The organism is Streptomyces sp. NPDC029296, assembly GCF_055569255.1.
The window spans coordinates 112,764-125,314 of record NZ_JBVHXT010000009.1 but is presented as its reverse complement, the minus strand read 5'-3'; the positions used below and the strand labels follow the sequence as shown (position 1 = coordinate 125,314).

Here is a 12,551-nt window from a genome sequence, read left to right as displayed (position 1 = left end):
CCTCGCGGGGCGGGCGATGAAGCCCTCCCCGGCCCCCCAGGGCCGCCGGACGCCGATCCGACCGATCGTGTCCGTCACGGTCCCCCCACGACGTCGCCGTCACCGCACGGCACCGCCGTCCTCGTACGGCACCCGAGCCGTCACCGCACGGCGTTCGCCGCGCCCGCGCGGCACCTCCGCCGCCACCGCGGCGTCCGCATGCTGGAACGAAGTATCCGGTTCCCGGGAACCGCTCCATCATGTAACCTGCACGAAATTTTGATCTCACCGAAGATCTCACGCAGAGGGCCAACGTCGTCCCTCGGCACCTGCCACATGCCACATGACGACGACGGGAGAGCCGATGCGTACGCCGCGCCAGCCGTCCCAGCACTCCACGAACGGCCGAAACTGGTCGTTCATGGATGCTCGCCCTGCTGCGCAGGGTATGTACGACCCCCGCAACGAACACGACGCGTGCGGCGTCGGTTTCGTCGCCACTCTTACCGGCGAGGCCTCCCACACCCTGGTCGAGCAGGCGCTCACCGTCCTGCGCAACCTGGAGCACCGCGGCGCCACCGGCTCCGAGCCGGACTCCGGCGACGGTGCGGGCATCCTCTCCCAGGTGCCGGACGCCTTCCTCCGTGATGTGGCCGGATTCGACCTTCCCGCCGCCGGTTCCTATGCGGTAGGCATCGCCTTCCTGCCGGAGGAGGGAACCGAGGACGCCGTCTCACGGATCGAGACGATCGCCGCCGAGGAGGGCCTGACGGTCCTCGGCTGGCGCGTGGTCCCGGTCGCCCCCGAGCTGCTGGGCGCCACCGCCCGCTCCACCATGCCGGTGTTCCGGCAGGTCTTCGTGACCGACCGGGCCAGCGAGGGCATCGCCCTGGACCGCAAGGCGTTCGTGCTGCGCAAGCGCGCCGAGCGCGAGGCCGGGGTGTACTTCCCCTCCCTGTCCGCGCGGACCATCGTCTACAAGGGCATGCTGACCACCGGCCAGCTCGAACCCTTCTTCCCGGACCTGTCCGACCGCCGCTTCGCCTCCGCGATCGCGCTCGTGCACTCCCGGTTCTCCACCAACACCTTCCCGTCGTGGCCGCTCGCGCACCCGTACCGGTTCGTCGCGCACAACGGCGAGATCAACACCGTCAAGGGCAACCGCAACTGGATGGTGGCCCGCGAGTCCCAGCTGGTCTCCGACCTGTTCGGCCCGCAGGAGAAGCTGGACCGCCTCTTCCCGGTCTGTACCCCGGACGCCTCCGACTCCGCCTCCTTCGACGAGGTCCTGGAGCTGCTGCACCTGGGCGGCCGTTCGCTGCCGCACTCCGTGCTGATGATGATCCCGGAGGCGTGGGAGAACCACGCCTCCATGGACCCGGCCCGGCGCGCGTTCTACCAGTACCACTCCACGATGATGGAGCCCTGGGACGGCCCCGCCTGCGTCACCTTCACCGACGGCACCCAGGTCGGCGCCGTGCTCGACCGCAACGGCCTGCGCCCCGGCCGCTACTGGGTCACCGACGACGGCCTCGTCGTCCTCGGCTCCGAGGTCGGCGTCCTCGACATCGACCCGGCCAAGGTCGTCCGCAAGGGCCGCCTGCAGCCCGGCCGGATGTTCCTCGTCGACACCGCCGAGCACCGCATCATCGAGGACGACGAGATCAAGGCGTCCCTCGCGGCCGAGAAGCCCTACGCCGAATGGCTGGAGGCCGGCGAGATCGAGCTGGGCGACCTGCCCGAGCGCGAGCACATCGTCCACACCCACGCCTCGGTCACCCGCCGCCAGCAGACCTTCGGCTACACCGAGGAAGAGCTGCGCGTCATCCTCGCCCCGATGGCCCGCACCGCCGCCGAGCCGATCGGCTCCATGGGCACGGACTCCCCGATCGCGGCCCTGTCCGAGCGCCCGCGGCTGCTCTTCGACTACTTCACCCAGCTGTTCGCGCAGGTCACCAACCCGCCGCTGGACGCGATCCGCGAGGAGCTGGTCACCTCCCTGCGCAGCGCGCTCGGCCCGCAGGGCAACCTGCTGGAGCCGACCGCCGCCTCCTGCCGGTCCGTCGTGCTGCCCTTCCCGGTGATCGACAACGACGAGCTGGCCAAGCTCATCCACATCAACGCCGACGGCGACATGCCCGGCTTCAAGGCCGCCACGCTCTCCGGTCTGTACCGGGTCTCCGGCGGCGGCGACGCCCTGGCCGCCCGCATCGAGGAGATCTGCGCCGAGGCCGACGCCGCCATCGAGAACGGCGCCCGGCTGATCGTCCTGTCCGACCGCCACTCCGACGCCGAGCACGCGCCGATCCCGTCGCTGCTGCTCACCGCGGCCGTCCACCACCACCTCATCCGCACCAAGCAGCGCACCCACGTGGGCCTGCTGGTCGAGGCCGGCGACGTCCGCGAGGTCCACCACGTCGCCCTGCTCATCGGCTACGGCGCCGCCGCCGTCAACCCGTACCTGGCGATGGAGTCGGTGGAGGACCTGCTGCGCGCGGGCACCTTCCTCAACGGCCTGGAGCCCGAGCAGGCCATCAAGAACCTGATTTACGCCCTCGGCAAGGGCGTGCTGAAGGTCATGTCCAAGATGGGCATCTCCACCGTCGCCTCCTACCGCGGCGCCCAGGTCTTCGAGGCCGTCGGCCTGGACGAGGGCTTCGTGACGAAGTACTTCAACGGCACCGCCACCAAGATCGGCGGCGTCGGTATCGACGTCATCGCCGAGGAGGTCGCCGCCCGCCACGCCAAGGCCTACCCGGCCTCCGGCATCGCCCCGGCACACCGCGCGCTGGACATCGGCGGCGAGTACCAGTGGCGCCGCGAGGGCGAACCGCACCTGTTCGACCCGGACACGGTCTTCCGCCTCCAGCACTCCACGCGGACCGGCCGCTACGACATCTTCAAGAAGTACACCTCCCGGGTGAACGAGCAGTCCGAGCGCCTGATGACGCTGCGCGGCCTGTTCGGCTTCAAGTCCGGCCGCGCGCCGATCCCGGTCGACGAGGTCGAGCCGGTGAGCGAGATCGTCAAGCGCTTCTCCACCGGCGCCATGTCGTACGGCTCCATCTCCAAGGAGGCGCACGAGACCCTCGCCATCGCCATGAACCAGCTGGGCGGCAAGTCCAACACCGGTGAGGGCGGCGAGGACCCCGAGCGCCTGTACGACCCCGCGCGGCGCAGCGCCATCAAGCAGGTCGCCTCCGGCCGCTTCGGCGTGACCTCCGAGTACCTGGTCAACGCGGACGACATCCAGATCAAGATGGCCCAGGGCGCCAAGCCCGGCGAGGGCGGCCAGCTGCCCGGCCACAAGGTCTACCCGTGGGTCGCGAAGACCCGGCACTCCACGCCGGGCGTCGGCCTGATCTCCCCGCCGCCGCACCACGACATCTACTCCATCGAGGACCTGGCCCAGCTGATCCACGACCTGAAGAACGCGAACCCGCGGGCCCGGGTCCACGTGAAGCTGGTCTCCGAGGTCGGCGTCGGCACGGTCGCGGCCGGCGTGTCCAAGGCGCACGCGGACGTGGTGCTGATCTCCGGCCACGACGGCGGCACCGGCGCCTCCCCGCTGACCTCCCTCAAGCACGCGGGCGGCCCCTGGGAGCTGGGCCTGGCCGAGACCCAGCAGACGCTGCTGCTGAACGGGCTGCGCGACCGGATCGTCGTCCAGACCGACGGTCAGCTGAAGACCGGCCGGGACGTGGTCATCGCCGCGCTGCTCGGCGCCGAGGAGTTCGGTTTCGCGACCGCCCCGCTCGTCGTCTCCGGCTGCGTGATGATGCGCGTGTGCCACCTGGACACCTGCCCGGTCGGTATCGCCACCCAGAACCCGGTGCTGCGCGACCGCTTCGCCGGCAAGGCCGAGTACGTGGTGAACTTCTTCAAGTTCATCGCCGAGGAGGTCCGCGAGCTGCTGGCCGAGCTGGGCTTCTGCTCCATCGAGGAGGCCGTCGGCCACGCCGAGGTGCTGGACGTCGAGCGCGCGGTCGGCCACTGGAAGGCGCAGGGCCTGGACCTGGAGCCGCTGTTCCACGTGCCGGACCTGCCCGAGGGCGCCGTCCGCCACCAGATCGCCGCCCAGGACCACGGCTTGGAGAAGGCCCTGGACAACGAGCTGATCAAGCTCGCCGCCGACGCCCTGGCCGCGGACGACGCGACCGAGGCCCAGCCGGTGCGCGCCCAGGTCGCCATCCGCAACATCAACCGCACGGTCGGCACCATGCTCGGCCACGAGGTGACGAAGAAGTTCGGCGGGGCGGGCCTGCCCGACGACACCATCGACATCACCTTCACCGGCTCCGCCGGCCAGTCCTTCGGCGCGTTCCTGCCGCGCGGCGTCACGCTGCGCCTGGAGGGCGACGCCAACGACTACGTCGGCAAGGGCCTGTCCGGCGGCCGGATCGTCGTCCGCCCGGACCGGGCCGCCGACCACCTCGCCGAGTACTCGACCATCGCGGGCAACACCATCGCCTACGGCGCCACCGGCGGCGAGCTGTTCCTGCGCGGCCGTACCGGTGAGCGGTTCTGCGTCCGCAACTCCGGCGCGCTGGTCGTCTCCGAGGGCGTGGGCGACCACGGCTGCGAGTACATGACCGGCGGTCACGCGGTCGTCCTCGGCCCGACCGGCCGCAACTTCGCGGCGGGCATGTCCGGCGGCATCGCCTACGTCGTCGACCTCGACCGCGACCACGTCAACGCCGGCAACGCCGGTTCGGTCGAGGCGCTCGACGAGACGGACAAGCAGTGGCTGCACGACGTGGTGCGCCGCCACGCCGAGGAGACCGGCTCGACCGTCGCCGCGAAGCTGCTGGCCGGCTGGGACACGGCCGTGGAGCGCTTCAGCAAGATCATCCCCAGCACGTACAAGGCAGTGCTCGCCGCCAAGGACGCCGCCGAGCGAGCCGGTCTCTCCGAGACCGAGATCACCGAGAAGATGATGGAGGCGGCGATCAATGGCTGACCCGAAGGGCTTCCTGAACCACGGCCGTGAGGTCGCCAAGACCCGCCCCGTCGCCGAGCGGGTCAAGGACTGGAACGAGGTCTACGTCCCCGGCTCCCTGCTGCCGATCATCAGCAAGCAGGCCGGCCGCTGCATGGACTGCGGCATCCCGTTCTGCCACAACGGCTGTCCGCTGGGGAACCTGATCCCCGAGTGGAACGACTACGCCTACCGCGAGGACTGGGGCGCCGCCTCCGAGCGGCTGCACGCGACCAACAACTTCCCGGAGTTCACCGGCCGCCTCTGCCCGGCCCCGTGCGAGTCGGCGTGCGTGCTCGGCATCAACCAGCCGCCGGTCACCATCAAGAACGTCGAGGTCTCGATCATCGACAAGGCGTGGGAGACCGGGGACGTCGCCCCGCAGATCCCCGAGCGCCTGTCCGGCAAGACGGTCGCGGTCATCGGCTCGGGCCCGGCGGGCCTGGCCGCCGCCCAGCAGCTGACCCGGGCCGGCCACACGGTCGCCGTCTACGAGCGCGCCGACCGCGTCGGCGGCCTGCTGCGGTACGGCATCCCCGAGTTCAAGATGGAGAAGCGGCACATCAACCGCCGCATCGAGCAGATGCGCGCGGAGGGCACCCGCTTCCGTACCGGTGTGGAGATCGGCCGCGACATCAAGGCGACCGACCTGAAGAAGCGGTACGACGCGATCGTGATCGCCGCCGGCGCCACGACCGCCCGCGACCTTCCCGTTCCCGGCCGGGAGCTGAAGGGCGTCTACCAGGCCATGGAGTACCTGCCCCTGGCCAACAAGGTGCAGGAGGGCGACTACGTGGTGGCGCCCGTCTCGGCCGAGGGCAAGCACGTCGTCGTCATCGGCGGCGGCGACACCGGCGCGGACTGCGTCGGCACCGCCCACCGGCAGGGCGCGGCCTCCGTCACCCAGCTGGAGATCATGCCCCGCCCGGGCGACGAGCGGCACCCGGTGAACCAGCCCTGGCCGACCTTCCCGATGCTCTACAAGGTCACCTCGGCCCACGAGGAGGGCGGCGAGCGGGTCTACTCCGTCTCCACCACCCACTTCGAGGGCGACGAGGACGGCAACGTCCAGTGGCTGCACCTCACCGAGGTGGAGTTCGTCGACGGCAAGCTGACCGCGAAGCCCGGCACCGAGCGGAAGATCCCGGCCCAGCTGGTCACCCTCGCCATGGGCTTCACCGGCACCGACCGGGAGAACGGCCTGGTCGAGCAGTTTGGTCTGGACCTCGACGCACGGGGTAACATCGCCCGCGACGCCGACTTCCAGACCAACGTGCCGGGTGTGTTCGTCGCCGGCGACGCCGGCCGCGGCCAGTCCCTGATCGTCTGGGCGATCGCGGAGGGCCGCTCGGCCGCCCGCGGAGTCGACCGCTACCTGACCGGGGCCAGCGACCTGCCGGCCCCGATCCGCCCGACGGACCGCGCCCTGGCGGTCTGACGCGCGACCCACCGGACCCGAGGTCCGCAACAGACGTTACGTACAAAGGCGTACGGAACACAGACGGCGCCTGCCCGCCTGTCCCCGACCGGACACTGGGCAGGCGTCGTTGCATGTCCGCCCGGGCCTCACGCCCCCGCGTCGATCCGCTTGAACTGCTCCTCTCCGAGGGCGAGTCCGAGCGCGGCGGTGTTCTCCGCCAGGTGGGCGGGGGAGGAGGTGCCGGGGATCGGGACGACGTTCGGCGCGCGGTGCAGCAGCCAGGCGAGGGCGGTCTGCGCGCGGGTGGCGCCGAGTTCGGCGGCGACGGCGGCGAGCGGCCCGTCGGCGGCGGCGTGCGCGCCCATGGCCACCGGGAAGTACGGCAGGAAGGCGATGCCGGCCTCGGCGGTGTGGTCGATCACCGGGTCGTGGTCCCGGGTCGCCAGGTTGTACACGTTCTGCACACTGGCGACCGGCGCGATCGCCGAGGCGGCGGTCAGCTCCTCGACCGACACCTCCGACAGCCCGATGTGCCGCACCTTGCCCTCCTCCTGGAGCTGCCTGAGGGCGCCGATCTGGTCCGCGAGCGGATAGGCGGGGTCGACGCGGTGCAGCTGGAACAGGTCGATGCGGTCGGTGCGCAGCCGGCGCAGGCTCAGCTCGGCCTGCTGGCGCAGGTACGCCGGATGCCCGTGGGTGATCCACTCCGTGGGGCTCGGCCGCAGCACGCCGGCCTTGGTGGCGATCACGATGCCGTCGCGGTACGGGTGCAGCGCCTCGGCCAGCAACTCCTCGTTGGCGCCCAGCGCGTAGGCGTCGGCGGTGTCGAAGAGGTTCACGCCCAGCTCGGCGGCCCGGCGCAGCAGCCGTACGGCGTCGGCGCGGTCGGTGGGGGCGGTCCAGATGGGCGCGGTCGTGCCGGACCGCTCGTGCGGGGCGTTCGCCAGGCGCATCGCGCCGTAGCCGATCCGCCGTACCTCCAGGTCGCCGCCGATGCGGAATACAGTCGGGTTCGTCATGGCTGTGACGCTAGGAGCTGACATGGATGTGAGCTTCAAGCGGATGTGAGGGGGATCACATGAGAATCGGGGAGCTGGCCCGCGCGACCGGCGTGAGCGTCCGGCTGCTGCGGTACTACGAGGAGCAGGGCCTGCTCGTCGCCGACCGCACCCCCGGCGGGCAGCGCGTGTACGACGACACGGCTCCCCGGACCGTACGCCGGATCCGCACCCTCCTGGACGCCGGACTGCCCACCCGGGTCATCCGCGAGGTCCTGGACTGCGTGTGCGGCGGCGAGGCCGAGGTCGAGCCGTGCCTGACCCCCGTGCTGGTGGAGCAGCTGCACGGCATCGAGGAGCGCATCGCCCGCCTGGAGGGCTCCCGCGCCTCGCTGACCCGGCTGCTGACCGCCTCCTAGGACCCCTTCGGCGCGGCCCGGGGCCCGGGCATGCGTGCCGACCAGGAAGAAGCCCCGGGTGACGGAAGGCTACGTGTCGCACTCCAGCACCGTCCGGCACAGCCCGCACCGGGCCCGTACCCGCCCCCGCACCGGCACCCTGATCCGCTGGTGGCAGGTGGGGCAGGGGAAGGAGACCCGCAGTCCGCCGGCGGGGTCGGCGGCGAAGGCGTAGGCGGTGGCCGGCGGGCCGCCGCCGGCGTGCCGGCGGTCGTGGGCGTAGCGGCGGCGGCCCGCCCAGCCGGCGGCGGCCAGCGGCGGCTGCCGCCCGTCCCGGCGGGCCCGGTCCCTGCCCTTGGCGTAGGCGGTGAAGGCCTGCGGGCTGGTGAACCACGGCGACGGGTCCTCGCCGAACAGCAGCGCCCGCTTGGCCAGGACGTACCCGAACTCCTCCGGGGTGAGATAGCCGAGCTTCCGGCAGGAGACCGCGTCCTCCCGGTAGGCGTCCAGCAGCAGCCAGCCCGCTCCCAGGTACGTGGTCACCGTGTCCGTCAGGATCTCGTTCTCCGCCGTCGTGGGGAAGGCGAGACCCAGGCGCTGCAGATAGACGTGCGCCACCTCGTGGGCGAGGGCCGCCCCGATGTCGGCGCGGTGGGTGCGGAACCGGTCGTTCAGCTCCACGAAGTACTCGGGGCCCGCCGCCAGTTCGACGTTCGCCGCGTGGGTCATCTCCCGGAAGCCGACGATCAGCCGCGCGTCCGGCAGCCGGAAGTGCCGCACGATCTCCCGGGCCACCCGCTGCGCGCCCAGGTGCAGGTCGTCGGTGCCGCCGAACGCCACGTCGGCGGGGGCCACGCTGACCGGGAACGTCTCGATGGTGTCGCGCGACAGCCGCCGGTACAGCGCGGTGACGGCGGCCCGCACCGTCTCCAGATGCGGGTAGCCGTGCTCGACCGGTCCGCCATCGCCCACGCCGGCACCCCCTGAAGCCACCGGAACCCCCCTCCACTGTAGGCGGGCGGCAGCCTCGGCGAACGGGGACGCGCGACGGCGGGCCGGGCGACGGCACCCGCGGCGGCCGTAGCGGCCGTGCCGCCGCCCGCCCGGCCCTCCACCGGCAGCAGACGCGGAGGACCCGCGTCCGGATCCCCCGCGTCCAGGTCCAGCACCCACACCTCGTTCTCACCCTCCCGCAGCACCGGGCCGGGCACATACAGCGACCGCTGGGGGCCCACCGACCAGTAACGGCCCAGGTTGAAGCCGTTGATCCAGGCGAACCCGCGCGTCCGGCCGGGCAGCTCCAGGCGGGCGTCGCCGGCCCCCCGGACCGTGACCGAGCCCCGGTACAGCCCCGGCGCGTGCCTGCCGGGCGGCGGGCCGAAGGGCACCGCGGCCACGCCGTCGGCGAACGCGTCCAGATCCAGCCCCCGCGCACGCACCCCGTGCAGATACCGCCGCTCGTGCAGGACGCCGCCGGTGATGCGCCGCGACCCGTCCGTCCGCCCCACCCTCGCCCCCTACCGGCACCCGGCGCCATGGACGCCTACTTCTCCCGGCTGTTCACCCGGCGCGTCGGCCTCGCCCCCGTACGCTTCCGCGCCCAGCAGGGCCGTACCGTGCCCGGCGGCTGGAGCGACCGCGTCCCCGACCCCGGCGATCCGCCGCTGATCCAGTCCTCGGACACCCCGTGGACGCGTCCGGCGCAGCGCATAGGGTTGGCCCCCATGACCACCAGCAACACCGGCCCCGGTGCCACGGACCCCGAGGTCCGCCAGGAACTGGAGCGGCTGCGCGACAGCATCGACAACATCGACGCGGCCGTCGTCCACATGCTCGCCGAGCGTTTCAAGGCCACCCAGCAGGTGGGCCGGCTCAAGGCGCTGCACCAGCTGCCGCCCGCCGACCCGGCCCGCGAGGCCCGGCAGATCGCCCGGCTGCGCCGCCTCGCCGAGAACGCCAAGCTCGACCCCGCCTTCGCCGAGAAGTTCCTCAACTTCATCATCGCCGAGGTGATCCGCCACCACGAGCGGATCGCCGAGCACAGCCAGGGCGGACAACCCGCGCACGACGCCCCGGCGGGCGACTGACCAGGCGCCGCACCGGACCACGGGACGGCGGCCGGACCGGGCGCGCACGGGAGACGAAGGCGATGTACCCCTCCGCCCTGTGCGCTGCCGGTCCCATCAGGCAGCATGGCCTCCATGTCCGTACTCACGCGCGATGAAGCGCAGCTCCGAGCAGAGATCCTCGACGTCCACCGGTACACGGTCGAACTCGACCTGACCACCGGTGACGAGACCTTCGACTCCCGTACCGCGATCCGGTTCACCGCCCGGTCCGACGGGGACACGTTCGTCGAGCTCAAGCCCGCCGAGCTGCACAGCGTCACGCTCGACGGACAGCCGCTCGACCCGCGGACGCTGACCGAGAACCGGCTGCCGCTGAAGAACCTCACCGCCGGCGAACACGAGCTGCGCGTCCACGCCGCCATGCGCTACTCCCGCACCGGCGAGGGCATGCACCGCTTCACCGACCCCAGCGACGGCGAGACGTACGTCTACACCCAGCTGTTCATGGAGGACGTCCAGCGCGTCTTCACCGCCTTCGACCAGCCCGACCTGAAGGCCGTCTTCGAGGTCCTGGTCAAGGCGCCCGAAGGCTGGACCGTCCTCGCCAACGGCATCACCACCCGCCGCGCCGACGGCGTCTGGCAGGCCGCCCCCACCCCGCTGATCTCCACCTACCTGGTCGCCGTCGCCGCCGGCCCCTGGCACTCGGTGCGCACCGAACACCGCGGCCTGCCCTTCGGCATCCACTGCCGCCGCTCCCTCGCCCCCCACCTCGACACCGACGCCGACGAGATCCTCGACGTCACGCGCGCCTGCTTCGACCGCTACCACGAGAAATTCGAGGAGCCCTACCCCTTCGACTCCTACGACCAGGCGTTCGTCCCCGAGTTCAACGCCGGCGCCATGGAGAACCCGGGCCTGGTCACCTTCCGCGACGAATTCGTCTACCGCTCCGCCGTCACCGACACCGAGCGGCAGACCCGCGCCATGGTCATCGCGCACGAGATGGCCCACATGTGGTTCGGCGACCTCGTCACCCTCAAGTGGTGGGACGACATCTGGCTGAACGAGTCCTTCGCCGAGTACATGGGCTACCAGACCACCGCCGAGGCCACCCGGTTCACCGGCCCCTGGACCGAGTTCGGCGTCACCCGCAAGGCCTGGGGATACGACGCCGACCAGCGGCCCACCACCCACCCGGTCGCCCCCGACGACGTGCCCGACACGGCCTCCGCCCTGCTCAACTTCGACGGCATCTCCTACGCCAAGGGCGCCTCCGCGCTGCGCCAGCTCGCCGCCTGGCTCGGCGAGAAGGACTTCCTCGCCGGCATCAACACCCACTTCGCCCGGCACAAGTTCGCCAACGCCACCCTCGCCGACTTCATCGACTCCCTCGCCTCGGCCACCGACCGCGACGTCCACGCCTGGGCCGACAGCTGGCTGCGCACCACCGGCGTCGACACCCTCACCCCGGTGATCACCGCCGCCGACGGCACCTGCGCGCTCACCGTCGACCACGCCGGCAGCCGCCCGCACCGCCTCGCCGCCGGCCTGTACGACCACGACATCGCCGACGAGGGCCGCCTCGTGCTCCGCGAGCGCGTCGACCTCGACGTCCCGCGGACCGCCCCGCAGCCCATCGGCAAGCGCCCCGCCCTCGTCCTCCTCAACGACGGCGACATCACCTACGCCAAGATCCGCTTCGACGCCGCCTCGGCCGAGACCCTCCGCACCGGACTGTCCGGACTGCCCGACCCGCTCACCCGCGCGGTCGTCTGGAACGCCCTCCGGGACGCCGTACGCGACGGCGAACTCCCGCCCGCCGCCTACCTGGAGACGGCCCGCGCCCATCTGCCCCGCGAGACCGACCTGGCCGTCGCCCAGGGCGTCCTCGCCTTCGCCGCCGGCCAGCTCGCCGAGCAGTACCTCGCCCCGGCCGACCGGCCGGCCGCCCTGGCCACCCTCACCTCCCTCTGCCGCGACCTGCTGCGCCGCACCGAGGACGGCGACCACCCCGGCCTGCGGCTGATCGCCGTACGGCACCTGATCGACGTGGCCGCCCACCCCGAGCCCATCGCCGCCTGGCTCGCCGACGACACCGTGCCCGGCGGACCGGAACTCGACCAGGAGCTGCGCTGGCGCGTCCTCGCCCGGCTCGCCGTCCTCGGCGCCACCGACGAGGCCGCCATCGCCGCCGAACTGGCGAACGACCCGAGCGCCACCGGCCGGGAGGGCGCCGCCCGCTGCCGCGCCGCACTGCCCGACCCGGAGGCCAAGCGCGCCGCCTGGGAGGCGATGTTCGCCGGCGACGACCTGTCCAACTACCTCTTCACCGCCACCGCCCAGGGCTTCTGGCAGCCCGAACAGGCCGAGCTGGTCCGCCCGTACGTACCCCGCTTCTACACCGACGTGGCCGCCGTCGCCGCCCGCCGCGGCCCCGCCATCGCCGTCGCCGCCGGCCGCTGGTGCTTCCCCGCCCACGCCGTCGACACCGAGAACCTGCGGCTCGGCGAGGAGTGCCTGCGCGCCGGCGACCTCACCCCCGCGCTGCGCCGCACCCTCGCCGACCGCCTGGACGACCTCGCCCGCGCCCTGCGCGTCCGCGGCGTGCGCACGACCCGGTAGGCAGGCGTACGTCCGGCGACGTAGGGCGCGGCTGGTCCCTGCCGACGATGCGCCGGACGGACCGGACTTCCTAGGCTCGGGCGG

At 72.3% G+C, this 12,551-nt stretch carries 7 protein-coding genes and 1 pseudogene; 5 read left to right on the top strand and 3 right to left on the bottom strand.

All coding sequences use genetic code 11. The features are described from left to right. Positions 1-427: 427 nt before the first annotated feature. Together gltB and ACZ4W9_RS10385 are read left to right on the top strand one after the other, a co-directional pair. Positions 428-4,939: a glutamate synthase large subunit gene (gltB, locus tag ACZ4W9_RS10390; protein ID WP_467934698.1), complete on the top strand. Its 4,512-nt coding sequence runs from the start codon at positions 428-430 to the stop codon at positions 4,937-4,939. Next, a complete protein-coding gene (locus tag ACZ4W9_RS10385; protein WP_467934581.1) occupies positions 4,932-6,395 on the top strand; it encodes a glutamate synthase subunit beta in 1,464 nt (487 codons plus the stop codon). Before gltB ends, ACZ4W9_RS10385 begins: the two co-directional genes overlap by 8 nt. Positions 6,396-6,523: 128 nt before the next feature. Here the strand turns inward: ACZ4W9_RS10385 and ACZ4W9_RS10380 are convergent, their stop codons facing one another. Continuing rightward, positions 6,524-7,396 (bottom strand): aldo/keto reductase, encoded by an 873-nt coding sequence (locus tag ACZ4W9_RS10380; RefSeq protein WP_467934579.1) that lies wholly within the window; start codon positions 7,394-7,396, stop codon positions 6,524-6,526. 59 nt (positions 7,397-7,455) lie between these two features. Between ACZ4W9_RS10380 and ACZ4W9_RS10375 the strand changes: the two genes are divergently transcribed. Further along, on the top strand, positions 7,456-7,794 hold the full coding sequence (locus ACZ4W9_RS10375) for a MerR family transcriptional regulator (RefSeq protein WP_467934577.1): 339 nt from the start codon (positions 7,456-7,458) through the stop codon (positions 7,792-7,794). Between the two features lie 69 nt (positions 7,795-7,863). On the opposite strand, the gene ACZ4W9_RS10370 is transcribed toward ACZ4W9_RS10375, so the two are convergent. Next, positions 7,864-8,745: a hypothetical protein gene (locus ACZ4W9_RS10370; protein ID WP_467934576.1), complete on the bottom strand. Its 882-nt coding sequence runs from the start codon at positions 8,743-8,745 to the stop codon at positions 7,864-7,866. Between the two features lie 140 nt (positions 8,746-8,885). Continuing rightward, positions 8,886-9,290 (bottom strand): annotated as a pseudogene (locus tag ACZ4W9_RS10365) (beta-galactosidase); the annotation flags it as partial. Between the two features lie 207 nt (positions 9,291-9,497). On the opposite strand from ACZ4W9_RS10365, the gene ACZ4W9_RS10360 reads away from it, so the two are divergent. Then, the gene (locus tag ACZ4W9_RS10360; RefSeq protein ID WP_467934697.1) at positions 9,498-9,860 is read left to right on the top strand and encodes a chorismate mutase; all 363 of its coding nucleotides are present in this window, start codon (positions 9,498-9,500) and stop codon (positions 9,858-9,860) included. Between the two features lie 114 nt (positions 9,861-9,974). Next, positions 9,975-12,467: an aminopeptidase N gene (gene pepN / locus ACZ4W9_RS10355; RefSeq protein ID WP_467934575.1), complete on the top strand. Its 2,493-nt coding sequence runs from the start codon at positions 9,975-9,977 to the stop codon at positions 12,465-12,467. The last annotated feature ends 84 nt before the right edge of the window (positions 12,468-12,551 follow it).